This is a genomic window from Streptomyces sp. F001, from assembly GCF_004187715.1.
Classification (GTDB): Bacteria; Actinomycetota; Actinomycetes; order Streptomycetales; family Streptomycetaceae; genus Streptomyces; species Streptomyces flavusporus.
Genome location: NZ_QZWF01000006.1, coordinates 188,459 through 214,384, shown reverse-complemented (window position 1 = coordinate 214,384; position 25,926 = coordinate 188,459). Strand labels below are relative to the sequence as shown.

Genomic DNA, 25,926 nt, shown 5'->3' with positions numbered 1-25,926 from the left:
ACTGGTCGCATTCCGCATCTTTCAACACCTTCAAGGAGCCCCTGCGTTGCAGGCAGCCGTCACTGTCACTCCCGCCCGTGTACCGGAACTGCTCCTGGGTCTTGCGACCGTGCGGCCGGTCTTCCTCTGGGGCGCCCCCGGTATCGGGAAGTCCTCCCTGGTCAGGGAGTTCGCCGAGTCCCTGGGCCTGGAGTGTGTGAGCCTGCTCGGCACGCAGCTCGCGCCGGAGGACCTGATCGGCGTGCCGCAGATCCGCGAAGGGCGCTCGGTGTTCTGCCCGCCGGAGGCGATCGCCCGCGACGAGCCGTACTGCCTGTTCCTGGACGAGCTGAACGCGGCGACCCCGGATGTGCAGAAGGCGTTCTACTCGCTGATCCTGGACCGCCGGATCGGCAGCTACGAACTGCCGAAGGGGTCCATCGTCATCGGCGCCGGAAACCGCGCCACCGACAACGCGCTCGCCCGCCCGATCGCCTCCGCCCTCGTCAACCGCCTCACCCATGTGCACCTGGAGGCCTCCGCGAAGGACTGGCTGACCTGGGCCGCGAACAACGGCATCCACCCGTGGATCCTGGACCACCTCACCGACCGGCCCGACCACCTGTGGTCCAAGCCGCCGAAGACCGAGGAGCCGTTCTCCACGCCCCGCTCCTGGCACATGCTCTCCGACGCGCTGCACTCCTTCGGTGCGGGGCTCGACGAAGAGACCCTGAAGGTCATCGCGCACGGCACGCTGACGCCCGCGCACGCGACCGCCTTCTGCGGCTACGCCAAGATCGTGCGCAGCCGGTACGGCATCGAGGCGATCATCAAGGGCGACGCGCGCTGGCCGCACCGCCTGGAGGACCGGGACCTGCTGTACTACCTCGCCGAGTCGTTCCGGGGGCGTCTCGTCAAGGAACTCCCGGCGAGCAAGGAGCACATGTCGGCGAACGGACGGGAGACCGCGTACCGCGCCAAGTCCCTGCTCGTGCAGCTCGCCGAGATATCCGTCGAGATCGCCCAGGGCGTCATCGCCTCCGACGCCGACGGCAACCCCGTCCTGCCCGCCTGGTTCCTCATCGAGGCCGCCCGGGACATGCCGCGGCTGGTGGAGGCGCGACGATGAGCCGTACCCGCGCGAAGGGGCAGAAGAAGCGGGACGTGGCGGGGGAGGCGTTCGCGGAGGGCATGCGGCTGGTCCTCGCCAACCCCGCCCTGAAGGCCGTCGACTTCAACAGCTGCCGGCGCGAGGACTGCGCACTGGCGCCCGAGGACGGTCTCATCCGCGTCGACTCCGACGGCGTCCTGCACTCCCACCCCGATCGGCTCGCCGACGGCCGCGACTGGGCCTGGGCGATCGCGCACGCCGTCATCCACCTCGGCTTCGGCCATGTCCCGGCGGTGAGGGGAGTGCGCGAGCAGCCCGACCGCTACGACCTCGCCGCCCGCTGTGCCGTCGTCAACCGCTTCCTCCTCACCTTCCCGGTGGGCCGGACGCCCGAGGACCTGCCCGCCTCCTATCCCGACGGGGACGAGGAGCAGCTCGCCGCGCGCTGGCGGCGTGCCGGCATCCCGGCCGTGTACGAGCGCTGCGGCACCGCGGGCGGGGAGGCCGACCAGCTGCTCGTCGACTGGGGGACCTGGTTCGGGCCGCCGCCCCCGGACTGGCAGCTCGCGTTCGCGGACGCCCTGACCCGCACCATGTCCGCGGCCCTCGACCTGGCGGGCGGCCGCCGCGACACCATGGACGGCAAGCTCGCCCCGCAGCGCCCCTGGGAGAAGGCGCTGAGCTGGTTCGTCTCCTCCTATCCGCTGCTCGGCGGCATCGCCGCCGGCATCCAGCTGGTCGCCGACGCCGAACTCGCCCGCGCCCACGGCATCTCGATCGCCGCCGTGAACGCCGAGGCCGGCGAGATCTACGTCAACCCGCTCAGGCAGTTCGAGGACGAGGAGTGGCGGTTCGTCCTCGCCCACGAGATGCTGCACGCCGCCCTGCGGCACGGCGACCGCTGCGGCACCCGCGACCCGTACCTGTTCAACATCGCCGCCGACTACGTCATCAACGGCTGGCTGTGCGAGATGCAGATCGGCACCATGCCGGAGGGGCTGCTGCACGACCCGGACCTGAAGGGCCTGTCGGCGGAGGAGGTGTACGACCGGATCGCGGGCGACCTGCGCCGGATGCGCCGGCTGTCGACCCTGCGCGGCAAGGGCGTGGGCGACATCCTCGGCGGACCGCTCGGCAGCCCGCGCGACTACGTGGACCTGGACGAGTTCTACCGCCGCGGCCTGAGCCAGGGCCTCGACCTGCACCAGCAGCAGGAGCGCGGCTTCCTGCCCGGCGGCCTGGTCGAGGAGATCCGCGCGCTCAGCCAGCCGCCGCTGCCCTGGGACGCGCAGCTGGCCCGCTGGTTCGACGAGTTCGTGCCCCGCCCCGAGCCCGTACGGTCGTACGCCCGTCCCTCGCGCCGCCAGGCGTCCACGCCGGACATTCCCCGGGCCGGCCGGTACTTCCCGCCCGAGGAGATCGCCCGCTGCACCTTCGGCGTCGTCCTGGACACCTCCGGTTCGATGGACCGCACGCTGCTCGGCAAGGCGCTGGGCGCGATCGCCTCGTACGCCGAGGCCCGGGACGTGCCGGCCGCCCGCGTCGTGTTCTGCGACGCGGCCCCGCACGACGCGGGCTACCTTCCGGTCACCGACATCGCGGGGAAGGTGCGGGTGCACGGCCGCGGCGGTACGGTCCTGCAGCCCGGGATCGATCTGCTGCACCGCGCGGACGACTTCCCGCCGGCCGCGCCGGTCCTGGTGATCACGGACGGCTGGTGCGATGTGCTGCGGGTACGCCGCGAGCACGCCTACCTCGTTCCCCAGGGCGCCCGCCTGCCGTTCACTCCCCGCGGGCCTGTGTTCCGCGTACGGTGAGCCGGAATGTGATCGGATGTGCCCGAGAACCCCGCAGACGGGGTCGCATCACAAGCATGTGAAAGGAAGAACCGTGGCAACCACGCGCTCCGCACACACCGTCTGGGAAGGCAACCTGCTCGAGGGCAACGGCGTCGTCACCTTCGACTCCTCCGGCATCGGCCAGCAGCCGGTGTCGTGGCCGTCGCGCGCCGAGCAGGCGAACGGCAAGACCAGCCCCGAGGAGCTGATCGCCGCCGCTCACTCCAGCTGCTTCTCCATGGCCCTGTCGCACGGCCTGACCGGCGCCGGGACCCCGCCCACCAAGCTCGTCACCTCGGCCGACGTGACCTTCCAGCCCGGTGAGGGCATCACCGGTATCCACCTCACCGTCGAGGGAACGGTCCCCGGCCTGGACAACGACGCGTTCGTCGCCGCCGCCGAGGACGCCAAGGCCAACTGCCCGGTCAGCCAGGCCCTGACGGGCACCACCATCACGCTCACCGCGAAGCTCGCCTGAGCCGCACTTCCGGCACGGGCCGTCCCTCAGGGGGCGGCCCGCGCCCCGCTCGTCGTCCGGGAGTTGACCCATGACGCCACGCCCCGCCGTCTCGGCCCACCGGGGCGGCTCCGAACAGTTCGGCGCCGCCACCTGGGAGGCGTACGAGGACGCGCTGCGGTCGGGCGCGGAGTACGTCGAGTTCGACATCCGGCGCACCGCCGACGGTGTCTTCGTCGTCCACCACGATTCCCGCGTGCGGCAAGGCGGGCCGCCGCTGTCCCTGATCACCCACGCCGAGCTGAGCGAACGCGCCGGCTACCCCGTGCCCGTCGTGGACGACGTCATGGAGCTGATCGCCGGCCGGCTCGTCGGGCACCTGGACCTGAAGGAGACCGGCCACGAGCGCGAGCTGATCGACCGGGCGATCGCCCTGCTCGGCACGGACGGGTTCGTGGCCACCACGCTGGAGGACCGTTCCATCGCCGCGATCAAGCACGCGTTCCCCCGGGTGCGGACGGCCCTGTCGCTGGGGCGCGGCCGCAAGGAGGTGGCCGCGGGGCGGCTGGCGGCGACCCGGGCGAGCGAACTGTTCCCCCTGCGGCGGGTGCGGGCCTGCGGAGCGGACGGGGTCGCCGTGCACCAGCGGCTGGCCCGCGCCAACGTGCTGCGCGAGGCTGCCCGGCACCGTCTGTTCAGCATGGTCTGGACGGTCAACGACGACGCCGGACTGCGGACCTTCCTGACCGATGAGCGGGTGGACGTACTGATCACCGACCGGCCGCGGCGCGCCGTGGCCCTGCGCGACGGGGCGCGCGCCGCTAGGGCCTGTTCGGCGGATCAGGCCGGCTCCAAGGGACGGTGACTGATCGGCGCCGGTGAGCGGGGTCTGGTGCGTCCAGCTGCAAGGCGGAGGAGGGAGTCGACGCGGAGCGTCGGCGACCGACGACAACGCCGCAGATGGGCGTGCCAGGCCCCGCGATTCCGGCATGATCCGCCGGACAGGCCCTAAGCCGGTTGCACCGGCCGGGAAGCCCCGCGCCGACTGACCGGCCCCTGCCCGGGTATGTGCCTGAATGACCAACAGGCCCCATTGACAAGAGCCCACTCAAGTTTTGTGCTGGACATCGAGAGGCTCCCTGGCGGAAGGGGACAGCGATGGCACGCGCGGTCGGTATCGATCTCGGAACCACGAACTCGGTGGTGGCCGTCCTGGAGGGCGGCGAACCCACCGTCGTCGCCAATGCGGAAGGGGCCAGGACCACACCGTCGGTCGTGGCCTTCGCCAAGAACGGCGAGGTGCTCGTGGGCGAGGTCGCCAAACGGCAGGCCGTGACGAACGTCGAGCGCACCGCGCGCTCCGTCAAGCGCCACATGGGCGATGCGAACTGGCGGTTCCCGGAACAGGGCTCCGTGGACGGCACCCGCTACCGCGCCCAGGAGCTGTCGGCGCGAGTCCTGCAGAAGCTGAAGCGGGACGCCGAGGCCTATCTCGGCGAGGACGTCACCGACGCGGTGATCACCGTGCCCGCCTACTTCGACGACGCCCAGCGGCAGGCGACCAAGGAGGCCGGGGAGATCGCGGGCCTGAAGGTGCTGCGGATCATCAACGAGCCGACCGCCGCCGCCCTCGCCTACGGCCTCGACCGCGGCGAGGAGCAGACCGTCCTCGTCTTCGACCTCGGTGGCGGCACCTTCGACGTCTCCCTGCTGGAGATCGGCGACGGCGTGATCGAGGTCAAGGCCACCAACGGCGACACCCACCTCGGCGGCGACGACTGGGACCAGCGGATCGTCGAACACCTCGTCAAACGCTTCAAGGGGCAGTACGGCATCGACCTGTCCAACGACAAGATGGCCCTCCAGCGGCTCCGCGAGGGCGCCGAGAAGGCCAAGATCGAACTGTCCAGCTCCTCGGAGACGTCGATCAACCTGCCGTACATCACCGCCTCCGCGGAGGGCCCGCTCCACCTGGAGGAGAAGCTCACCCGGGCCCAGTTCCAGGAACTCACCGCCGACCTCCTCGACCGCTGCAAGACCCCCTTCCACCAGGCGGTCAAGGACGCCGGCATCAAGCTCGCCGCGGTCGACCACGTCATCCTGGTCGGCGGCTCCACCCGCATGCCCGCCGTCACCGAGCTGGTCAAGCAGCTCACCGGCAAGGACCCGCACAAGGGCGTCAACCCCGACGAGGTCGTGGCCATCGGCGCCACCCTCCAGGCCGGCGTCCTCCGCGGCGACGTCAAGGACGTGCTGCTCCTCGACGTCACCCCGCTGTCCCTGGGCATCGAGACCAAGGGCGGCATCATGACGAAGCTGATCGAGCGCAACACCACGATCCCGACCCGGCGTTCGGAGATCTTCACCACCGCCACCGACAACCAGCCCTCGGTCGGCATCCAGGTCTACCAGGGCGAACGCGAGATCGCCGCGTACAACAAGAAGCTCGGCACCTTCGACCTCACCGGCCTGCCGCCCGCCCCGCGCGGCGTCCCGCAGATCGAGGTCGCCTTCGACATCGACGCCAACGGGATCATGCATGTCTCCGCGAAGGACCTGGCGACCGGCCGCGAGCAGAAGATGACCGTCACCGGCGGCTCGGCGCTGCCCAAGGACGACATCGACCGCATGATGCGGGAGGCCGAACAGTACGCCGAGGAGGACCGCAGGCGCCGGGAGGCCGCCGAGACCCGCAACCAGGCCGAGCAGCTCGTCTACCAGACCGAGAAGTTCCTCCGCGAGAACGAGGAACGGGTGCCGGCCGACACCAGGTCGGAGGTGGAGTCGGCCGTCACCGAGCTCAAGCAGCTGCTCGAGCGCAACGCCGAGACGAACGAGCTGCGCACCGGCGTCGAGAAACTCGCCACCGTGAGCCAGAAGATGGGCCAGGCCATGTACGCGCAGGCCCAGCAGACCCCGACGGAGCCGAGCGAGCCGCACACCACGCCCCAGGAGCCCCAGGACGAGGAAGGAGTGGTCGACGCGGAGATCGTGGACGACGAGAAGGACTCCAAGGGCCCAGCGGCCTGAGGCCCCGCACCGTCAGGGCTTGCGGGCGACGCCCGCGTACACCGGCACGATGCCCTCGGCCTGGGAGGCCACGTCCTCCGCCTCCGGGCGCCACCCGTGGACGGGAATGACTCCGGGGCCGAGCAGTTCCAGCCCGTCGAAGAAGCGGGCGAACTCCGCGAGCGACCGGGGGAAGAACGGGGTGCCGCTGCGCCGGAAATGGTCGGCCGCCTTCCCGATGGCCTCCGGGCTGAGGTCCGGGGTGACCTGGGACAGGATCAGGTGGCTGCCGGGGGCGAGGGCGGCGACGTACTGCGCGAGCAGCCCGTACACGTCGTCACCGTCGGCGTCGTCGCTCAGGTAGTGGGTGAGCGCGACCAGCGACAGCGCGACCGGCCGGTCGAAGTCCAGCGTCTCGCCCGCCAGCCGCAGCACGCCGTCCAGGTCGCGGACGTCGGCGTGCACATAGCGCGTGGCGCCCTCGGCGGAGCCGTGCAGCAGCGCCTGAGCGTGCCGCAGCACGATCGGGTCGTTGTCGGCGTACACGATCCGGGACTCCGGCGCGACGCCCTGGGCCACCTGGTGCAGGTTCGGCTCGGTGGGGATGCCGGTGCCGATGTCCAGGAACTGACGGATCCCGGCCTCGGCGGCGGTGCGCACCGCCCGGTGCATGAAACGCCGGTTGGCGCGCGCCCCGCGCAGCACCGTCTCGTCCGCGGCGAGGATCTTCCGGGCCAGCTCCTCGTCCACCGGGTAGTTGTCCTTGCCGCCCAGCCACCAGTCGTACACCCGGGCCGGATGCGGCCGGCTGGTGTCGATGCGGGTGGGCGCGGCGTCGGATCCGGTCATGCGGTGTGGTCTCCTCGGGTTTCGGTCCGGGGCAGAGTCTTCGGTACGGGACAGGTGCCGGGGGCGCTAGAAGTCCCCGCGGCACTCCTGGAGGATCTTCTTGGTGCGCTGTGCCGACGCGGCGTGCGCCGTCATGTGGTCCAGCACCTCCAGATGCGCGGAGACCTCACTGCGGGAGTCGAGGTAGAGCGCGCCGGTGAGGTACTCGGTGAACACCAGGTCCGGCAGTTCCGGCTCGGTGAAGCGGAACAGCGAGAAGGGCGCGTACGTCCCCGGATGCGGGCCCTTGCCGAACTCCGCGACCTGCAGGGTGACCCGGTCGCTCTCGGCGGCCTCCAGCAGCCGGTCCAGCTGGGCGCGCATGACCTCGGGGCGTGTGCTCACCGGTCGCCGCAGGACCGTTTCGTCCATGATCACCCACAGGTGCGGCGGGTTTGCGCGGCACAGCAGCTCCTGCCGGGCCATCCGCAGCGACACATGCCGTTCGATCGTCTGCGGTCCGCCCGCCTGCCCGATCGTCCCTGCTTCCAGCACGGCACGTGCGTAGTCCTCGGTCTGCAGCAGCCCGGACACGAAGTGCGGCTCGTAGGAGCGGATCATCCCGGCGGCGCCCTCCAGGCTGACGAACAGGCTGAACCAGTCCGGCAGCACATCATGGAACCGCTGCCACCAGCCCGGCCGGTTCGCCTCCTCGGCCAGCGCGACGAACGCGGCCACCTCGTCCTCGGGGACACCGTAGGCGGGCAGCAGGATCTGCAGATAAGCGATCCTGAGCGCGACCTCGGCCATCTCCATGCGCCGTACGGTCGCCGGGGCCACGCGCAGCACACGGGCGGCCTCCTCGCGCTTGAGGCCGGCTGCCTCCCGGAGCTCCTGCAGCCGTCTTCCGAGCACCACCTGGCCGACGGTGGGCGCGGGCCGCCGCTCACTCACGCCACGCCTCCCCTACGCGCCGAAAGTCTGCGTGCAGTCTGCCATGTTCCGCTTCCGGTCTGACAGGGGCGGCGGTGCGGCAGGCACCGCCGCCCGTCATTACCTCGGGAGTAATCGACCGGTCCCTCCCCGCGCGCCATTGTGGTCGTACCGGGTTCCGGGCCGGCGCACTCCGGTCCGGAACCCGGGCCCCAGGTGCAACTCGACCTCGACGGAGGGTGATTCCGCCATGTCCGCAACCCAGCTTGCCGCTCTCGCCCGCACCACCGAGCCGCAGACCGTGCTGCGTCGCTTCCTTGCCCTGGACGCGGTGGTCACCGGGGCGAACGGCGTCGCCTACCTCGTCGCGTCCGGTCCGCTCGGCGACTTCCTCGGCGTCGCCTCCGGACTCCTGCTGGTCCTCGGCGTGTTCCTCACGGCGTACGCAGCCGCCGTCGGACTGCTCGCCGCCCGGCAGCGGCCGCCGGCGCTCCCCGTGCGGGCGGTGATCGAGACCAACCTGGCCTGGACGGTGCTGAGTTTCCTCGCCCTGGCCCTCTGGCTCACGCCGAGCACGGCGGGCGCGGTCTGGACGGTGCTCCAGGCGCTCACCGTGGCAGGGTTCGCAGCGCTGCAGCACCTCGCGCTGAGGGCGCGTCAGGAGAACAGTGACTGAAGGTACTTGACCGTCGCCGGGTCGGCCGGGAGCAGCGTCTCGATGGCCAGCTCGGCGACGGTCACGTCCAGGGGCGTGTTGAACGTGGAGATCGACGAGATGAAGGACAGCGTCCGGCCCGCGTGCTCGATCTGCATCGGCAGCGCGAAGTACGGGACCGGCTCGGCCGGTTCGGCGCCCGTCGCCGACTCGGGCACCGGATACGCGGCCACCTCCTCGTACAGCTCCCGCAGCGGTGCGGAGCGCTGCAGGGCGATCTGCCGCTCCATCTGGACGAGCAGATGGCCGCGCCACTCACGGAAGTTGCGGATGCGCGGCGCCAGTCCCTCGGGGTGCAGCGTCAGCCGCATCGCGTTCAGCGGCTGCGTCAGCAGGGCCTCGGGGATGCCGTCCAGCAGCATGGTGATGCCCCGGTTGGCGGCCACCACGTTGTACGTGGCGTCCACCACCAGCGCCGGATACGGCTCGTAGCCCTGGATCAGCCGCTCCATGCCCTCACGCAGGGCGGCGAGCGCCGGGTCGTCCAGGGGCGTGTGCGGGTAGCGCGGGGCGTAACCGGCCGCCAGCAGCAGGGCGTTGCGCTCCCGCACCGGGACCTCCAGGTGCTCGGCCAGCCGCAGCACCATCTCCTCGCTGGGCCGGGAGCGGCCCGTCTCGATGAAGCTGATGTGGCGGGCGGAGGAGCCGGCCTGCAGCGCCAGCTCCAGCTGGCTGACCCGCCGCTGCTCGCGCCAGGCCCGCAGCAGCGCACCGACACCCTGACCGGCGGGGGCAGCGGCGGGCGTGGTGTGCGCGGACGGGAGAATGGTCATGCCGACGACCGTAGTCGAGGAGGACCGCATGAACGAGCCGTGGAAGTCGCCTCTGGAGGCCCAGGCGGTCTACCGCTCCCGGGTGCGCGGCAACGTCCTCGGCGCCCGGCACGGCGACGTCGGGCTGCCGCACACGTGGGTCGAGGGGCGGGAGCGGATCGCCGCGCTGGCGGACGACCTGGCGGCCGAATGCGCCCCTTCCGACCCCGGCGACCCCTTCTGACCAGGGCCGCTGCCGTCCGCCTGTGGCACGCTGAACAGGTACGCGACACCGCACGCGACCCCGAGGAAAGGGAGCGACCTCATGCCCGTCGAACCGCTGTCGCAGCAGGAGATCGAGGACCGTATCGCCGAGCTGCCGGGCTGGTCAGCCGACGGTGACCGCCTCACCCGCTCCTACCGGCTCGGCTCGCACTTCGCCGCGACGGCCATGGTCGTGCACATCGCCCAGGTCCAGGAGGAGCTGGACCACCACTCCGACCTCACCCTCGGCTACCACACCGTGTCGGTCTCCGTGAACACGCACAGCGTGGGCGGCAAGGTGACCGAGCTGGACTTCCGGCTCGCCCGGCGCGTGGCGGACCTGGCCCCGGCGCACGGCGCGAGCTGAGCCCGCGGTGCTGGACTACAGCGAGGAGGCGGAACGGTACGACGCCGCCCGCGGCGGCGAGCCCCGGGCGGCGGCCGCGGCTCAGGGCGTGCTGAGGCTGGTACCGCAGGATGCGCGCAGCCTGCTCGACGTCGCCTGCGGCACCGGCATCGTGACGCGGCGGCTCGTGGCCGGCCGGGACGGGATGCGGGTGACCGGCGTCGACCTCACCTACGCGATGGCCCGGCAGGCAGCCGCCCGCCTGCCCGGCGCCGTCGTCCTCGCCGACAGCTGCCGACTGCCCTTCCGGGACGGGGAGTTCGACGCCGTGAGCAGCGTGTGGCTGCTCCACCTGCTGCCGCGCCCGGCGGACGTCGGGACCGTCGTCGCGGAGTGCGCACGGGTGCTGCGGCCCGGCGGTGTGTATGTCACGACGGTCGACAAGGCCGCCTCGCACAACGTGGGCAGTGACATCGATGCCGTCCTCGCCTCCCGGCCCCGCCGCCGCGCTGTCGACGAGGCGCCGGCCGTCGAGTCGTACGCCGTCGAACACGGCCTGCATCCCGCCGGGCAGATCCGTTTCCCGGGCCGCGGTCAGGGCCGCAGCCCGCGCCGAACCATCGCGGACCTGCGCCGCGGCTGGTTCGTCACGCTGCCGCCGGGCCACCCGCTCGCCGACGGCTTCGCCGCCCGCCTGGCCGCCCTGCCCGACCAGGACCGGCCGCGCCCCGACCCCTGGTTCACCCTCCGGGCGTTCCGCAAACCGCCGGCCGCGTGAATCACCCGGAAAGCCGGGACGTACGGCAACCCCTCGGCCCCCGGCGGCGACTGAGTGACGGAACCCGTCCGTCCTCCCGGGAGGTTCGTCCCCGTGAAGCACCCGCACAAGCACCGCAGACGCCGTAACGCCGTCCTCGCAGCCGCGGCCGCCACGGCCACCCTGGCCGGCGCCGGAGTGATCGTCCTCGACCCGGACTCCGCCGAGGCGGCCACCGCCCGCCAGGTGGAGAAGCTCGACCGGGGTGTGGTCAGCGTCCACACCGGCAGCGGCAACCTGGTCAGCTGGCGCTGGCTCGGCACCGACGCCGACAACGTCTCCTTCAACGTGTACCGGGCCGGTACCAAGGTCAACTCGTCGCCGATCACCGGCTCCACCAGCTTCTTCCACTCCGGCGCCCCGTCCCACGCCGACTACACCGTCCGCGCGGTCGTGAACGGCGTCGAGCAGGGCGACTCCGTCCACGCCATCCAGTTCCGCAGCGGCTACAAGGACGTCCCGCTCTCCCCGCCGGCCGGCGGCACCACCCCCGACGGCGTCGCCTACACCTACGAGGCCAACGACGCCTCCGTCGCCGACCTCGACGGTGACGGCGCCCTCGACTTCGTCCTCAAGTGGCAGCCCACCAACGCCAAGGACAACTCCCAGTCCGGCTACACCGGCAACACCGTCGTCGACGGCATCAAGCTCGACGGCACCCGGCTGTGGCGCATCGACCTGGGCCGCAACATCCGCTCGGGCGCGCACTACACGCAGTTCCAGGCGTACGACTACGACGGCGACGGCAAGGCCGAGGTCGCCATGAAGACCTCCGACGGCACGGTCGACGGGACGGACAAGGTCATCGGCAGTTCGTCGGCCGACCACCGCAACTCCTCCGGCTACGTCCTGTCCGGGCCGGAGTACCTGACCATGTTCAACGGCCGGACCGGCGCGGCCATGCAGTCCGTCGACTACGTCCCGGCCCGCGGCACGGTCTCGTCGTGGGGCGACTCCTACGGCAACCGCGTCGACCGCTTCCTCGCCGGCACGGCCTACCTGGACGGCGCCCGCCCCTCGCTGATCATGGCGCGCGGCTACTACACGCGCACGGTGATCGCCGCCTGGGACTGGCGGGGCGGAGCCTTCACGCGCCGCTGGACCTTCGACACCAACGCCTCCACCAACGCGGGCAAGGGCTACGACGGCCAGGGCAACCACAGCCTGTCCGTCGCCGACGTGGACGCCGACGGCAAGGACGAGATCGTCTACGGCGCGATGACCGTCGACGACAACGGCTGGGGCCTGTGGACGACAAAGCTCGGCCACGGCGACGCGGGCCACGTCGGCGACCTCAACCCGGCGCGATCGGGCCTGGAGTACTTCAAGGTGTCCGAGGACTCCTCCAAGCCCGGCTCCTGGATGGCCGACGCCCGCACCGGCCAGATCCTGTGGCAGACGGCGTCCGGCGCGGACAACGGGCGCGGTGTCTCCGCCGACATCCACGCCGGTTCCGCGGGCGCCGAGTCCTGGTCGGCCTCGGACACCACCCTGCGCTCGGCGACCGGCGGCTCGCTGGGCCGCGAGCCGTCCAGCATCAACTTCGTCAACTGGTGGGACGGCGACCCGGTCCGCGAACTCCTCGACGGTACCCGCATCGACAAGTACGGCACGTCCTCCGACACCCGCCTGCTGACGGGGTCGGGTGTCTCGTCGAACAACGGCAGCAAGTCCACCCCGGCGATCTCCGGGGACATCCTGGGCGACTGGCGTGAGGAGGTCGTCTGGCGCACCAGCGACAACCGGGCGCTCAGGATCTACTCGACGCCGCACGAGACGAACACCAGGATCACGACCCTGCTCCACGACACGCAGTACCGCGTGGCCCTGGCCTGGCAGAACACCGCCTACAACCAGCCCCCGCACCCGAGCTTCTTCATCGGCAACGGCATGGCGACGGCCCCGCGGCCCACGGTCTCCACACCGTGAACAAGGGTGGGGGCGTGCCCCGGCCGGCCCGCCCCCACCGGTTCAGGCGCCGCCAGTCACGGACAGGCCCGTGTTGCCGCCGGTGCCGGCGGTCGTCACGGTCACGTCGGACGACGGCCGGGTCGACAGCTTCACGTCGTACGTGGCCGATCTGCCCTGCCGTACGGGCAGTTGGGTGGGCGTGGCCACCACGGCCGGTCCCGAGGCGACCGTGATGCCGACCGGTGTGGACGATGCCGATGCGCCCAGGGTCTCGCACGGTGCGTTGATTGGTCTGGTTTTCCTGGGTGTTCCTGTGATCGTTCTGTGTCTCTCGGGTGCTGCGTGACCTTCTCGCGGCGGGCTCGTTGGGCACGTCAGTCCGATCATCGGACGTACGGTCTGTGGGGCGCGAGCGTGGGGAGGTGGGCGGGGTGCGGCAGGAAGATCGCGTTGGGGGACGGGGAGACGGAGCGGGTGGCCTGCGTCACCGCGTCGGCCTTCCGCGGCCTGGACATGGTCACCGGTGAGGTACTCGGCGCGGGGGCGCTGGCCGAGCGGGTGGGCTGGCTCACGGATCTGGTGGAATTGCTGGCCGCCGGGGTGATCGCCGCGCACTGGAGCCGGTGCGATCTGGGCCGGCTGGCCTCCGGCCGTGCCCCGTCGGGGGAGAAGCTGCCGTCGAACGCGTGGATGGCGCTGCGTACCCTGGGCTGGAGGGCGACCGTGCCGGAGGGTGTGTATGTGCCGGACCGGGTGCGCAGGATTGCCGAGGAGCAGGCCGGGCGCGTGCTGCGCTCCGCCCACTGGCGGTCCGGGATCGTCGACGCAGTGCTGGCCACCTGGCCGGTGAACAACCCTGATCCGATGCGGCGCACCGAGGCGGAGTGGGACGCGCTGCGGGCGGCGTGCCCGGACGGGGCCGGGCTGCCCGCCTCGATCCTGCGCGGACGGACCCGCCAGGTCATGCGCTTCGCTGCTGCCCGGCACCGGATGCCGGACGGTGTGTGCGAGCTGGAGCAGGCTCCCGGGGCGGGGCGCCACGTGGTCCTGGCCGCCGCCGACAAGCAGCTGTCCACCCTGGAACGCTGCGCGCAGGACCCGGTCCGGTACGCGGTGCTGACGGTGCGGCTGCCGATGCGCCCTGACCCGCGCACCCGGGCCGACTGGCACCCGGTCCTGATGCGCTTTTGCCTCCCGCCCACCATCGACGCCTCGGCGGCGCTGCACGCGCCCACTGTGCGACTGCGCGACGGGAAGGTCCGTCTGGACCTCGCCCACACTCACCCCGCCCCGAGGACGAAGCGGGACGGGCACGCCCGGGCCGTGGCCTTCGACTACGGGCTGAACACCCTGCTCACCGGCGGCACCCTCACCTTGTCCGGCGGCCTCCAACCGACCGTGCTCACCGACGCCCACCCGGTCTTCCTCCGTATGAACGGAATCCTGGCCAAGGCCGACCGGCTGCGCGTCCACGCCGAGCAGCTGTGGGCCAAGACGGCCCACCTGGAACGGCTGATCGACGCACACCATGCCGCCGGAACCCGCCCCGATCCCCTGACGGTGGCCAAGCTCGGCGTGCTCCGCCAGGAGCACCGGCGGATCAGCCGCCGCCGGGAGCGCCTGGGCCGTGCGACAGCGCAGGCGGCGGCCCGGTTCATGGTCGACCACGCCCGCACCGCCGACGCCACGGTGATCTACCTGGAAGACCTCCGCGACATGGAGGCGCGCGGCAAGGGCCGCACCCTCAACACCCGCCTCTCCTCCAGCGTGCGCGGGCAGATCGTCACCGACACCGTCCACCAGGCCGCCCGGTACGGCATCGCGGTGGTCATCGTCCCCGCCCGCGGCACCTCCAAACACTGCCCCCGCTGCCTGGCCCCCTTCCGCCACCACGCGCCCCGACCGCAAAGACACCGGGCTGGAAATGGGCCACCTGCCCCATCAGGCGTGCGGCTACAGCGCGGACAGAGTCGCGGCATGGCAGCGCATCGGCGCCCGCGGCCTCCAGCACCAACATCTGACCGTCCTGAACCGGACCGACGGCAGCTACACGCTGCGCCGGACGGTTCAGGAGCTGGACCAACCGGTCCAGCACACCCCCCACCAGGCTCCCTCTCCGTCCGGCGCGCAGACTCTTGCTGTGGACCGGACGAAGAGCGGGCCGACGAGAAACCGCCCCGCCCCCAACAGGCGACGCGGGGTCCCCCGCCCCCCCGCACCCCCGGCCACCGCGCGAGCGGCCACGGGGCCGGGTGGCCAGCGTCCGGCGGGGCGGCCGCCCCAGTCTCTCCCGCGCCGCAGCCGGCGGCGTCCGGGGCGGCAGGCACCGCACACGATGAGCAACCCCACACGGCACCAGCCACGCGGGGCCCGACTCGGCGCAGGATTCCACCTGCACGCCCACGCCACCCCCACCACCCGAAACGGGGTCACGGGACAACGCAGGCAGCCGAGACCACTTTCCTCGGAGGCCGAAAACCCAGCCTCATCCAGGAAAACCTAAGCTCATCCGAGACGCTGTCGTACGCCTTGGCCACCAACGAATGACTGCCCACGGTCAACCCAGTGGCCGAGAACGAGTACGGCGCGCTGGTGTCGGTGCCGAGCAGTGTCGTGTCGTCGTAGAACTCGACCTTCGTGATCGTCGCGTCGTCGGCCGCGGCGGCGGTGGCTGCGAGGGGCACGGCGTCGCCCTGCGAGTAGACCGCACCCGGCGCCGGGCTGGTCAGCACCGTGATGGGCGGCTGGTGCGCACCCGCACAGGTGGTGCCGTTGACGGCGAACGAGGTGGGCGCCGCATTGCTGCCGCTGTAGGTGAACTGGGCACCCGTCGACACGGCCGCGCCCGCGGCGATCCGTGCGTTGTACGAGGCGCTCTGCACGGTGACCGTCGAGCCGGACTGGGACCATGTGCCGTTCCAGCCGTTGGTCAGCTTCTGGTTGCCGGCATACGCGTACGTCAGGGTCCAGCCGTCGATGGCGTCCGTGCCGCGGTTGGTGAGGGTCAGGTCCGCGGTGAAGCCGGAGCCCCAGTCGTTGGTCCGGTAGTCCACGCTGCACTGAACCGCCGCCGCGTGTGCGGGAGTTGGGTTCGCCGCCAGCATCGACAAGGGGACCGCGAGGGCCGCCACTGCGGCGGTCCATAACCGCCGGGCAGTGCGGCGTCTGTTTCTGGGGGGCATGTGCTGGTTCCTCCTTGCGGCTCGGAGAAGTCAAGGCTTGAACCAGTGGGAGCGCTCCCATAGTGAGGACGAGGGTGAGGGGGGTCAAGGTGCTTGAAGAGTCGAAAAGATTCGATGGACGCGGTTGAGGAAAAGTCAAGTAACTCCCCTGTTCTTTACCGTCACTTGGCGCTACCTTCGCCAACACCAGTGGGAGCGGTTCCATCAGTCGACGCGTCCGTCACGACGCGCCCGAGCTGCAAGGAGTCGCTCATGCGACACCCCCCGCGTTCAGGTCTTTTACTCGCCGGTGCCGCCGCGCTCGCCCTCCTGGGCACCGCGGTCGCACCCGTCGTCACGGCCCAGGGAGCCACGCCCGCCTGCACGGTGGAGTACTCCGTCACCAGCCAGTGGGACACCGGCTTCCAGGGCGCGGTGACCATCACCAACAACATGGCAGCAGTGAGCAGTTGGAGTCTCACCTTCGACTTCGCGGGCGGCCAGAAGGTCAGCCAGGGCTGGAACGCCAAGTGGTCCCAGTCCGGTACGACGGTCACCGCGGCCAACGAGAACTGGAACGGCTCACTGGCCACCGGCGCGAGCGTCAGCGCCGGGTTCCTCGCCTCCTGGTCGGGGAACAACGCCGCACCGACGTCGTTCAGGCTGAACGGCACGACCTGCAACGTCGACACGGAACCCACCCCGACGCCCACCGACCCGACCGACCCCCCGGACTCCGGTGACGGGCCCCCGGTCCTGAGCGTCTCCGGCAACAAGCTCGTGGACGCCGAGGGCGCCACCCGGCGGCTGCTCGGCGTCAACCGTTCCGGCGGCGAGTTCGCGTGCGTGCAGGGATACGGCATCTGGGACGGCCCGGTCGACGACGCCGCGATCAAAGCCATCGCCGACTGGAACGCCAACACCGTCCGTATCCCGCTCAACGAGGAGTGCTGGCTCGGCACCTCCAACATCGAGCCGGAGTACGCCGGCGCCCGCTACATCGACGCCGTCAAGGACCTGGTGACCCGGGTGAAGGCACACGGCATGACGCCGATGCTGGAACTGCACTGGTCCTGGGGCCAGTACACGGGCAACTCGGCCGGCTGTTCCGACATCCACGCCGGCTGCCAGAAGCCGATGCCCAACATGGAGTACACGCCGTCGTTCTGGTCCTCGGTGGCGGGCACCTTCAAGGACGACCCGACCGTCGTCTTCGACCTGTTCAACGAGCCCTACCCGGACCGCGCCACCTCGACGGCGGAGCAGGCCTGGACCTGCTGGCGCGACGGCGGCAGCTGCCCCGGCATCGGCTACCAGGTCGCCGGCATGCAGGACCTGATCGACGCGATCCGCGCCACCGGTGCGAAGAACCTGATCCTGGCCGGCGGGCTCGCGTACTCCAACGACCTCAGCCAGTGGCTGACGTACAAGCCGAGCGACCCGGCGGGCAATCTCGCCGCCGCCTGGCACGTGTACAACTTCAACGTCTGTGCCAACGAGAGCTGCTGGGACTCCACCCTCGCCCCGGTCGCCGCCCAAGTCCCGCTCGTCGCGGGCGAGATCGGCGAGAACACCTGCGCGCACTCCTTCATCGACCGCGTCATGGCCTGGTTCGACGCGCGTGAGCTCTCCTACCTCGGCTGGACCTGGAACACCTGGAACTGCAACTCCGGTCCGGCCCTGATCTCCAGCTACGACGGAACTCCCACGTCGTACGGAATCGGGCTGCGCGATCACCTGCGCGGCCTCGACGGATAACCCCAACCAGGAACACACCACCTCAGGAACACACCAACCCAGGAAGAGGGACCCGCACTGATGAGCCGTACCAGAACAAGAACGGCACTGCTCGCCGCCCTGGCGCTCGTGGGCGGTGCCACCGGGACCGCGATGGCGGCGGCCCCCGGCGACGTCGGCGCCGCCGCCGTCCCCTGCACCGTCGACTACCAGGTGCAGAACCAGTGGGACACCGGCTTCACCGCCTCCGTCACGGTCACCAACCACAGCACCGCGAAGAACGCGTGGTCGCTGAAGTGGTCGTACGCCGGCAACCAGCAGATCACCAGCGCCTGGAACGCCAAGGTCAGCCAGAGCGGCGCCGCCGTCACGGCCGCCAACGAGAGCTACAACGGGACGCTGGCCACCGGCGGTTCGGTCAGCTTCGGCTTCAACGGCACGTACAGCGGCACCAACGCCGTCCCGGCGGCCTTCACCCTCGACGGTGTGACCTGCAACGTCGACGACGGAGGCGGCGGCCCCACGGACCCGCCGGACCCCGACCCCACCGCGCGGGTCGGCAATCCCTACTCCGGCGCCAAGGTGTACGTGAACCCCGAATGGTCCGCGAAGGCCGCCGCCGAACCGGGCGGCAGCCGGATCTCCGGCCAACCGACGGGCGTCTGGCTCGACCGGATCGCCGCCATCAACGGCGTGAACGGCGGCATGGGCCTGCGCGACCACCTCGACGAGGCACTGGAGCAGAAGGGCGCAGACGAGCTCGTCGTCCAGCTGGTCATCTACAACCTGCCCGGCCGTGACTGCGCGGCCCTCGCCTCCAACGGCGAGCTGGGCCCGACGGAGATCGGCCGGTACAAGACCGAGTACATCGACCCGATCGCCGCGATCCTCGCCGACCCGAAGTACGCGGACCTGCGGATCGTCACCACCGTCGAGATCGACTCGCTGCCGAACCTGGTCACCAACACCGGCAGCCGCCCGACGGCCACCCCGCAGTGCGACGTGATGAAGGCCAACGGCAACTACGTCAAGGGCGTCGGCTACGCACTCAACAAGCTCGGCGACGTCCCGAACGTCTACAACTACGTGGACGCCGGACACCACGGCTGGATCGGCTGGGACGACAACTTCGGTGCCTCGGCCAACACCTTCAAGGAGGCGGCCACCGCCGAGGGCGCCACGGTGAACGACGTCCACGGGTTCATCACCAACACGGCGAACTACAGCGCCCTGAAGGAGGAGAACTTCACGATCAACGACGCCGTGAACGGCACCTCGGTGCGCCAGTCCAAGTGGGTCGACTGGAACCGGTACGTCGACGAGCTGTCGTTCGCCCAGGCGTTCCGCAGCCAGCTGGTCTCGGTCGGCTTCGACGCGGGTATCGGCATGCTGATCGACACGTCCCGCAACGGCTGGGGCGGCTCCGCCCGGCCCACCGGCCCCGGCGCGCTGACCAGCGTGGACACCTATGTCGACGGGGGCCGCTACGACCGCCGGATCCACGTCGGCAACTGGTGCAACCAGTCCGGCGCGGGCCTCGGCGAGCGCCCGCAGGCCGCTCCCGCGGCGGGCATCGACGCCTACGTGTGGATGAAGCCGCCCGGGGAGTCCGACGGGGCCAGCCGGGAGATCCCGAACGACGAGGGCAAGGGCTTCGACCGGATGTGCGACCCGACCTACACGGGCAACGCCCGGAACAACTTCAACATGTCGGGCGCCCTGCCGGACGCACCGCTGTCCGGGCACTGGTTCTCCGCGCAGTTCCGGCAGCTGATGGCGAACGCGTACCCGCCGCTGTCGTGACCTGATCCGGTCCGCCGGGGTCATCCCTCCCGGGACAGACCCCGGCGGATCGCGAACTCCACGGCCGAGTAGTCCCCGTCGGCCCGGTCCAGCTCCACTTGTTGCGCCGGATGCAGCGGCGGCTGCGCCATGAACCTGGGCCGGGTGCCGTGATGCGGCTGGGCGGCGTGCACCAGGAACGGATGACAGAGGTACACGTCGCCGGGACGGCCGGTGGCGTACGCCTGCGGGCGGTGCGCGGAGGCCGCGTCCACCTTCGGGCCGAGCTCCAGGAAGGAGGCGCCCGCCTCGCCGTACGGCTCCAGGACCGGCGGTACGTCGAGATGCGAGCCGACTCTGACGCGGGTCGGGGCGTCCGCCTCGGTCACCTCGCTGAACAGAAACAGCATCAGCAGGGCACGGTCCCTGGAGCGCACGTTGGTGTGCCACAGGGTCGCACCCTCGGGAAGGTAACTGCCTTCGATGTGCCAGCCCGCGTCGTCCGGCTCCTCCTCGTGCGGGAACCGCAGCGGGAAACTGCCCAGCGCATAGCGCGGCACCCAGCGACCCGCGCCGACCAGCACGTCGAACGCCTCGTGCAGCACGGGGGAGTTGGCGGCGGCGGCGAACGGGCCCTGCGCCATCGCGGCCACCCAGTGCACCGGGTCCTTCCACGTGCCGGGGTCCTCCGGGTCGTATCCCGTCTCCCGCCACAGCAGCCGCGCGCAGTCCTCGGCGACGCGTGGCGGGAAGGCACCCTCGATCCTCACGAACCCGTCCTCGAGGAACCGCTCCACCATCTCGTCGTCCATGCCGGCCATGGTGGGTGAGTCCGGCGTGCGTCCGCATCCCATTTTCTGACGCCCGTCTCTTTGCGGTTCCGGCAACGGAACTTGCCCCCTGGTGGTGCGCCGCCGCACGCTGGCCGTATCCGGAGGAGAGGCTGACCACCATGGCGCACGACCACGAACACGATCACGGCCGGCACCATCACGGCCATGGTCATCACGACCACGCCGACATCGACTGGGCCGAGATGGGCCCGCTGCTGGAAGCGCAGGCGGAGCTGTTCACCCCGCTGTACGAGCGGGCGCTGGCCTGGCTCGCGAAGCGGCAGACCGACCCGGGGCTGATCGTCGACGTGGGCAGCGGTCCCGGTGTCGTCGCCTGTCTGCTCGCCGAGGCCTTCCCGGGTGCCCGGGTCGTCGCGGTCGACGGCACCGAGCCGCTGCTGGAGCGGGCCGGTGCCCGGGCGAAGCGGCTGGGCGTCGCCGACCGCTTCGCCACGCTCTCGGGTGACCTTCCCGAGGTCCTCGGCGATCTGGACTACCCCGCCGACCTGCTGTGGGCCAGCCGGAGTCTGCACCACCTCGGCGACCAGCGGGCCGCGCTCGCCGCCTTCGCCGGGCACCTGGCACCGGGCGGCACGCTCGCCCTCATGGAGGGCGGGCTGCCCTCCCGGTTCCTGCCGCGTGACATCGGCATCGGCCGCCCCGGACTGCAGGCGCGGCTCGACGCGCTGGAGGAGGAGCGGTTCGCGCAGATGCGCTCGTCCCTGCCCGGTGCCGTCACCGAGACGGAGGACTGGCCGGCGCTGATGACCGCGGCGGGCCTGAAGCCCACCGGCACCCGCAGCTTTCTGCTGGACCTGCCCGCCCCGGCGACCGGCCGGGCCCGCGACTACATCGCCGCCTCCCTGTCCTGGCTGCGCGACGCCTTCGGCGACCAGCTCGACGCCACCGACCGCGCCATCCTGGACCGGCTCCTCGACCCCGACGACAAGGCGAGCGTCCATCACCGTCCGGACGTCTTCGTCCTGGCGGCGCACACGGTCCACACGGCGACCAGGACCCTGTAGACCGACCGACATATGCGAAGCGCCCCGGGAACCGGCGGGGTTCCCGGGGCGCTTCGGCAGGTGCGTCAGCCCATGTCGAAGGTGGCCGGATCCGGGCCCAGCCGCCGGTCCTCGTTGAGCGCGCTGATCGCCGCGAGGTCCTCGGTGTCCAGCGAGAAGTCGAAGACGTCGATGTTCTCCTGGATCCGGGACGGCGTCACGGACTTCGGGATCACGATGTTGCCGAGCTGGAGGTGCCAGCGCAGCACGACCTGGGCGGGCGTGCGGTTGTGCTTCTGGGCGATGGCCACGACCGCCGGAACCTCCAGCAGGCCCCTGCCCTGGCCGAGCGGCGACCAGGCCTCGGTGTGGATGCCCTGCTCCGCGTGGTACTCACGGGCGGCATGCTGCTGGAGGTGCGGGTGCAGCTCGATCTGGTTGACCGCGGGGATGACCGATGTCTCGGCGATCAGCCGCTCCAGGTGCTCCGGCAGGAAGTTGGAGGTGCCGATGGCGCGGATCCGGCCGTCGGAGTGGAGCTTCTCGAAGGCCTTGTACGTGTCGACGTACTTGCCCCTGGACGGCAACGGCCAGTGGATCAGGTACAGATCCACGTACTCCAGGCCGAGCTTGCCGAGGGAGACGTCGAAGGCGCGCAGAGTGGACTCGTACCCCTGGTCGCTGTTCCAGAGCTTGGTGGTGACGAAGAGGTCCTCGCGGGGGAGACCGGCGGCGGCGATGGCCTTGCCGGTGCCCTCTTCGTTGCCGTAGATCGCCGCTGTGTCGATGCTGCGGTACCCGGCCTCCAGCGCCGTGGCGACCGCCTGCTCCGCCTCGTCGTCCGGCACCTGCCAGACGCCGAAGCCCAGCTGGGGCATCGCGACGCCGTTGTTGAGGATGATCGGGGGGACCTTGCTGCTCACGAGCTCTTGATCCTTCGGTTGTCGTCAGGTGGTACTCCTATCGTCAACGATCACGAGCCCCCATGCATTCCTGACCGCACAATCCGCCGGAATCAGATCCGCGCCTCACGTCTGGTACAGGGCGTTCACCTCGTTGGCGTACGCCTTCTCGATCGCCTTCCGTTTCAGCTTCAGGGACGGGGTGAGCAGTCCGTGCTCCTCGGTGAACGGCTGCGCGAGGATGCGGAAGGTGCGGATCGACTCGGCCTGCGAGACAAGCGTGTTCGCGGCGACCACCGCGCGCCGCACCTCGGTCTCCAGATCCTGGTCACGCACCAGTTCGGCGGGGGACAGCCGGGGCTTGTTGCGCATCTGGAGCCAGTGCTCGACGGCCTCCTGGTCCAGGGTGACCAGGGCCGCGATGTACGGGCGGTCGTTGCCGACGAGGATGCACTGGGCGACCAGCGGGTGGTCGCGTACGCGCTCCTCCAGCAGTCCCGGCGCGACGCTCTTGCCGCCCGACGTGACGAGGATTTCCTTCTTGCGGCCGGTGATGGTGAGGAAGCCGTCCTCGTCGAGGGAGCCCAGGTCGCCGGTGGCCAGCCAGCCGTCGTGCAGGGTCTCGTCGGTGGCCTTGGGATTGTTGAGGTAGCCCTGGAAGACGTTCGGGCCGTGCAGCCAGATCTCGCCGTCGTCCGCGATGTGCACGGTCATGCCGGGGATGGGCTGCCCGACCGTGCCGTACCGGGTGTGGTGCGGCGGGTTGGCGGTCGCGGCCGCCGTGGACTCGGTCAGGCCGTACCCCTCGTAGATCGGCACGCCCGCGCCCGCGAAGAACAGCCCGAGCCGCCGGTCCATCGCCGAGCCGCCCGACATCGCGTTGCGCACCCGGCCGCCCATCGCCTCGCGCACCTTGGAGTAGACGAGCTTGTCGAAGAGCTGGTGCTGCATGCGCAGACCCGCCGAAGGGCCGGGCCCGATCCCCCACGCCTTCGCCTCCACCGCGTCCGCGTACCGCACGGCGACGTCCACGGCCTTCTCGAACGGCCCGGACTTGCCTTCCCGCTCGGCCTTGCGGCGGGCGGCGTTGAAGACCTTCTCGAAGATGTACGGCACGGCGAGGAAGAACGTCGGCTTGAAGGCGGCCAGGTCCGGCAGCAGGGCGGCCGCGTTGAGCTGGGGCTGGTGGCCGAAGCGGACCCGGCCGCGGATCGCGGCGACCTGCACCATCCGGCCGAAGACGTGCGCGAGCGGCAGGAAGAGCAGCGTCGCCGCCTCGTCCCCCTTCTTGGAGTGGAACACCGGCTCCCAGCGCTCGATGACGGTGTCCGCCTCGTACATGAAGTTGCCGTGCGAGATGACGCAGCCCTTGGGGCGGCCGGTGGTGCCCGACGTGTAGATGACGGTCGCGACCGAGTCCGGGGTGACCGCCTTGCGGTGCCGGTGCACCATCTCGTCGTCGAGGTGGGCGCCCGCGTCGTACAGCTCCTGGACCGCACCCGCGTCGAGCTGCCACAGCCGGCGCAGCCGGGGGAGCCGGTCGATGACGGTGGCGATCGTCATCGCGTGGTCCTCGTGCTCGACGATCGCGGCCGTCACCTCCGCGTCGTACAGCATCCAGAAGCACTGCTCGGCCGACGAGGTCGGATAGACCGGCACCACCTGGGCGCCGATCGTCCACAGCGCGAAGTCGAACAGCGTCCACTCGTAGCGGGTGCGGGACATGATGGCGATCCGGTCGCCGAACCGGATGCCCTGGGCGAGCAGGCCCTTGGCGAGGGCGAGGACCTCGTCGCGGAACTCGGCCGCGGTCACGTCCCGCCACTGCCCCGACTCGTCCTTGCGGCCGAGCGCGATGTGGAGCGGGTCCTCCTGGGCGTGCTCGAAGACGGCGTCGGCCAGACCGCCCACCGGGGGCGCCAACGCCAAGGGAGGATTGGTGAACTCGCGCAAACCCGTTCCCCGCTCTCTGTGACGGCTCCCTGTGACGCTCCGCACAGGCGGTGAAAGCTACCCCACACGCCGTCGTGACGGGAGGGGGGCGAAAAGCCGAGCAGTGCTCAGGTATGCGCTGGTCAGCGGGGAAAATGCGCGCACAAGGGGAAGGGTCGGACAGATTCCTGACGGTGGAGTAAGTTTCGGTGCCGTAATCTCCACGGAATCTGTACGACCCGATTACGGCCCCGCGCCGGCCGGAACGTCAGCGCCGGTGCAGCCGGTCGCCCGCCGCCAGGATCGCCGTGGCCAGGGCGTCGGCAGGCCCCTGGGCGGCGGAGGGCCGGCGGTGGCCGTGGATCAGGACGAAGTCGACCTGGCCGAGCTCGGGCAGGCCGAAGCGGTCGGGCACCCGGACCAGGCCGGGCGGGACGAAGCCCCGGGAGTGGGCCATCACGCCGAGGCCCGCGCGGGCGGCCGCGATCAGGCCGTTGAGGCTTCCGCTGGTGCAGGCGATGCGCCACTCGCGGCCCTGCCGCTGAAGCGCATCCAGGGCGCGCTCGCGGGTGATGCCGGGCGGGGGATAGACGATCAGCGGGACCGGACGGTCGGGGTCGAGGCGCAGGCGTTCCGCGCCGATCCAGACCAGCCGGTCGTGCCACACCAGCTCCCCGCGCGGATCCCCGGCCCGCCGCTTGGCCAGCACCAGGTCCAGCTTCCCGGCCGCGAGCTGCTCGTGCAGCGTCCCCGACAGTTCGACGGTGAGCTCCAGGTCGACCTCGGGGTGGTCGTGCCGGAACCTCTCCAGGATTTCCGGCAGCCGGGTCAGCACGAAGTCCTCCGAGGCGCCGAAGCGCAGTCGGCCGCGCAGTCGGGTGCCGGTGAAGAACGCCGTGGCCTGCTCGTGCACCTCCAGGATCCGGCGCGCGAAGCCGAGCATCGCCTCGCCGTCCTCCGTCAGCTGCACGGAGTGGGTGTCCCGGCTGAACAGCTGCCGTCCGGTGGCGTCCTCCAGCCGGCGTACGTGCTGGCTGACGGTCGACTGACGCAGCCCCAGCCGCCGCGCGGCCTGGGTGAAGCTCAGGGTCTGGGCCACCGCGAGAAACGTCCGCAGGTGGGAGGGGTCGTACACCGTGCCAGCCTATCGCCGATCGTGATGACAGTCAGAATGGTATGCCGGATTCCCGATCGACCTGCCGAGGAGCACGATGGAGAGGGGACCTCTTGGCTCCCGCTACCGCCCGAGCACAAGCAAGTGGAGCACCGTGAAACGCCTGCGATGGCCGCGTTGGCTGCCGATCGACCCGTACATCCTGCTGCTGCTCGGGACGGTGGGCCTCGCGGCGCTCCTCCCGGCGCGCGGTACGGGTGCCGACGTGGCCTCCGGCGCCTCCACCGCCGCGATCGCCCTTCTCTTCTTCCTCTACGGCGCCCGGCTGTCCACCCGTGAGGCGCTGGACGGGCTCAGGCACTGGCGGCTGCACATCACCGTCCTCGCCTGCACCTTCGTGGTCTTCCCGCTGCTCGGCCTCGCCGCCCGCGGACTGGTGCCGGTGTTTCTCACCCACTCGCTGTGGACGGGCCTGCTCTTCCTCACCCTCGTCCCGTCGAC

Annotated in this window: 22 protein-coding genes and 2 pseudogenes; 15 read left to right on the top strand and 9 right to left on the bottom strand. The window is 71.0% G+C overall.

What is annotated here, in order from left to right:
• Positions 1 to 46 precede the first annotated feature (46 nt).
• The 5 genes from StrepF001_RS23835 (at position 47) to dnaK (ending at position 6,415) form a co-directional block, all read left to right on the top strand.
• Positions 47 to 1,108: a MoxR family ATPase gene (locus tag StrepF001_RS23835; protein ID WP_129800256.1), complete on the top strand. Its 1,062-nt coding sequence runs from the start codon at positions 47 to 49 to the stop codon at positions 1,106 to 1,108.
• Positions 1,105 to 2,907: a hypothetical protein gene (locus tag StrepF001_RS23830; protein WP_129800255.1), complete on the top strand. Its 1,803-nt coding sequence runs from the start codon at positions 1,105 to 1,107 to the stop codon at positions 2,905 to 2,907. Before StrepF001_RS23835 ends, StrepF001_RS23830 begins: the two co-directional genes overlap by 4 nt.
• 73 nt (positions 2,908 to 2,980) lie before the next feature.
• A complete protein-coding gene (locus tag StrepF001_RS23825; protein WP_129800254.1) occupies positions 2,981 to 3,406 on the top strand; it encodes an OsmC family protein in 426 nt (141 codons plus the stop codon).
• Between the two features lie 70 nt (positions 3,407 to 3,476).
• Positions 3,477 to 4,250, top strand: a complete 774-nt coding sequence (locus StrepF001_RS23820) for a glycerophosphodiester phosphodiesterase family protein (protein ID WP_129800253.1) — start codon at positions 3,477 to 3,479, stop codon at positions 4,248 to 4,250.
• 293 nt (positions 4,251 to 4,543) lie between these two features.
• A complete protein-coding gene (dnaK, locus tag StrepF001_RS23815; RefSeq protein ID WP_129800252.1) occupies positions 4,544 to 6,415 on the top strand; it encodes a molecular chaperone DnaK in 1,872 nt (623 codons plus the stop codon).
• A gap of 12 nt (positions 6,416 to 6,427) precedes the next feature.
• Here dnaK and StrepF001_RS23810 read toward each other — a convergent pair whose 3' ends face one another.
• Both StrepF001_RS23810 and StrepF001_RS23805 read right to left on the bottom strand, forming a co-directional pair.
• Positions 6,428 to 7,243: an SAM-dependent methyltransferase gene (locus tag StrepF001_RS23810; protein WP_129800251.1), complete on the bottom strand. Its 816-nt coding sequence runs from the start codon at positions 7,241 to 7,243 to the stop codon at positions 6,428 to 6,430.
• Between the two features lie 66 nt (positions 7,244 to 7,309).
• Positions 7,310 to 8,176: a helix-turn-helix transcriptional regulator gene (locus StrepF001_RS23805; protein ID WP_129800250.1), complete on the bottom strand. Its 867-nt coding sequence runs from the start codon at positions 8,174 to 8,176 to the stop codon at positions 7,310 to 7,312.
• 229 nt (positions 8,177 to 8,405) lie between these two features.
• Here StrepF001_RS23805 and StrepF001_RS23800 point away from each other — a divergent pair, with 229 nt between their 5' ends.
• Entirely contained in the window at positions 8,406 to 8,831 is a 426-nt protein-coding gene (locus tag StrepF001_RS23800) for a hypothetical protein (protein WP_129800249.1), read from the top strand.
• On the opposite strand, the gene StrepF001_RS23795 is transcribed toward StrepF001_RS23800, so the two are convergent.
• Positions 8,813 to 9,643 carry a helix-turn-helix transcriptional regulator gene (locus tag StrepF001_RS23795; protein WP_129800248.1) on the bottom strand — a complete coding sequence of 277 codons (831 nt, stop codon included), beginning with the start codon at positions 9,641 to 9,643 and terminating at the stop codon, positions 8,813 to 8,815. The two genes, StrepF001_RS23800 and StrepF001_RS23795, sit on opposite strands and share 19 nt — an antisense overlap.
• Here StrepF001_RS23795 and StrepF001_RS23790 point away from each other — a divergent pair.
• The 4 genes from StrepF001_RS23790 (at position 9,642) to StrepF001_RS23775 (ending at position 12,978) form a co-directional block, all read left to right on the top strand.
• Entirely contained in the window at positions 9,642 to 9,866 is a 225-nt protein-coding gene (locus StrepF001_RS23790) for a hypothetical protein (protein ID WP_129800247.1), read from the top strand. The genes StrepF001_RS23795 and StrepF001_RS23790 overlap by 2 nt on opposite strands.
• Before the next feature lie 81 nt (positions 9,867 to 9,947).
• Complete coding sequence (locus StrepF001_RS23785) at positions 9,948 to 10,253, top strand: 4a-hydroxytetrahydrobiopterin dehydratase (RefSeq protein ID WP_129800246.1); 306 nt, start codon at positions 9,948 to 9,950, stop codon at positions 10,251 to 10,253.
• 7 nt (positions 10,254 to 10,260) lie between these two features.
• Positions 10,261 to 11,010 carry a class I SAM-dependent methyltransferase gene (locus tag StrepF001_RS23780; protein ID WP_129800245.1) on the top strand — a complete coding sequence of 250 codons (750 nt, stop codon included), beginning with the start codon at positions 10,261 to 10,263 and terminating at the stop codon, positions 11,008 to 11,010.
• 93 nt (positions 11,011 to 11,103) lie between these two features.
• The gene (locus StrepF001_RS23775; protein ID WP_129800244.1) at positions 11,104 to 12,978 is read left to right on the top strand and encodes a rhamnogalacturonan lyase; all 1,875 of its coding nucleotides are present in this window, start codon (positions 11,104 to 11,106) and stop codon (positions 12,976 to 12,978) included.
• 45 nt (positions 12,979 to 13,023) lie between these two features.
• Here the strand turns inward: StrepF001_RS23775 and StrepF001_RS48225 are convergent.
• Positions 13,024 to 13,233 (bottom strand): annotated as a pseudogene (locus tag StrepF001_RS48225) (hypothetical protein); the annotation flags it as partial.
• 177 nt (positions 13,234 to 13,410) lie between these two features.
• Here StrepF001_RS48225 and StrepF001_RS23765 point away from each other — a divergent pair.
• On the top strand, positions 13,411 to 15,507 hold the full coding sequence (locus StrepF001_RS23765) for a transposase (protein WP_206306928.1): 2,097 nt from the start codon (positions 13,411 to 13,413) through the stop codon (positions 15,505 to 15,507).
• On the opposite strand, the pseudogene StrepF001_RS23760 reads toward StrepF001_RS23765, so the two are convergent.
• Positions 15,474 to 16,142, bottom strand: a pseudogene (locus StrepF001_RS23760) (cellulose binding domain-containing protein); the annotation flags it as partial. The gene StrepF001_RS23765 and the pseudogene StrepF001_RS23760 overlap by 34 nt on opposite strands.
• A gap of 252 nt (positions 16,143 to 16,394) precedes the next feature.
• Here StrepF001_RS23760 and StrepF001_RS23755 point away from each other — a divergent pair.
• Together StrepF001_RS23755 and StrepF001_RS23750 are read left to right on the top strand one after the other, a co-directional pair.
• A complete protein-coding gene (locus tag StrepF001_RS23755; protein WP_129800243.1) occupies positions 16,395 to 17,879 on the top strand; it encodes a cellulase family glycosylhydrolase in 1,485 nt (494 codons plus the stop codon).
• A gap of 60 nt (positions 17,880 to 17,939) precedes the next feature.
• The gene (locus StrepF001_RS23750) at positions 17,940 to 19,661 is read left to right on the top strand and encodes a glycoside hydrolase family 6 protein (protein ID WP_129800242.1); all 1,722 of its coding nucleotides are present in this window, start codon (positions 17,940 to 17,942) and stop codon (positions 19,659 to 19,661) included.
• Between the two features lie 20 nt (positions 19,662 to 19,681).
• On the opposite strand, the gene StrepF001_RS23745 is transcribed toward StrepF001_RS23750, so the two are convergent.
• Positions 19,682 to 20,452: a phytanoyl-CoA dioxygenase family protein gene (locus StrepF001_RS23745; protein WP_129800241.1), complete on the bottom strand. Its 771-nt coding sequence runs from the start codon at positions 20,450 to 20,452 to the stop codon at positions 19,682 to 19,684.
• A 140-nt stretch (positions 20,453 to 20,592) separates the two neighbouring features.
• Here StrepF001_RS23745 and StrepF001_RS23740 point away from each other — a divergent pair, with 140 nt between their 5' ends.
• Positions 20,593 to 21,498 (top strand): class I SAM-dependent methyltransferase, encoded by a 906-nt coding sequence (locus tag StrepF001_RS23740; RefSeq protein WP_129800240.1) that lies wholly within the window; start codon positions 20,593 to 20,595, stop codon positions 21,496 to 21,498.
• Between the two features lie 65 nt (positions 21,499 to 21,563).
• On the opposite strand, the gene StrepF001_RS23735 is transcribed toward StrepF001_RS23740, so the two are convergent.
• The 3 genes from StrepF001_RS23735 to StrepF001_RS23725 form a co-directional block, all read right to left on the bottom strand.
• On the bottom strand, positions 21,564 to 22,400 hold the full coding sequence (locus StrepF001_RS23735; protein ID WP_129800239.1) for an aldo/keto reductase: 837 nt from the start codon (positions 22,398 to 22,400) through the stop codon (positions 21,564 to 21,566).
• A 105-nt stretch (positions 22,401 to 22,505) separates the two neighbouring features.
• Positions 22,506 to 24,332 (bottom strand): AMP-dependent synthetase/ligase, encoded by a 1,827-nt coding sequence (locus StrepF001_RS23730; protein ID WP_129800238.1) that lies wholly within the window; start codon positions 24,330 to 24,332, stop codon positions 22,506 to 22,508.
• 247 nt (positions 24,333 to 24,579) lie between these two features.
• Positions 24,580 to 25,446: a LysR substrate-binding domain-containing protein gene (locus StrepF001_RS23725; RefSeq protein ID WP_129800237.1), complete on the bottom strand. Its 867-nt coding sequence runs from the start codon at positions 25,444 to 25,446 to the stop codon at positions 24,580 to 24,582.
• A gap of 133 nt (positions 25,447 to 25,579) precedes the next feature.
• Between StrepF001_RS23725 and StrepF001_RS23720 the strand changes: the two genes are divergently transcribed.
• Positions 25,580 to 25,926, top strand: a 347-nt coding sequence (locus StrepF001_RS23720; protein WP_165396355.1) for a bile acid:sodium symporter, incomplete at its 3' end; no start/stop codon positions are given.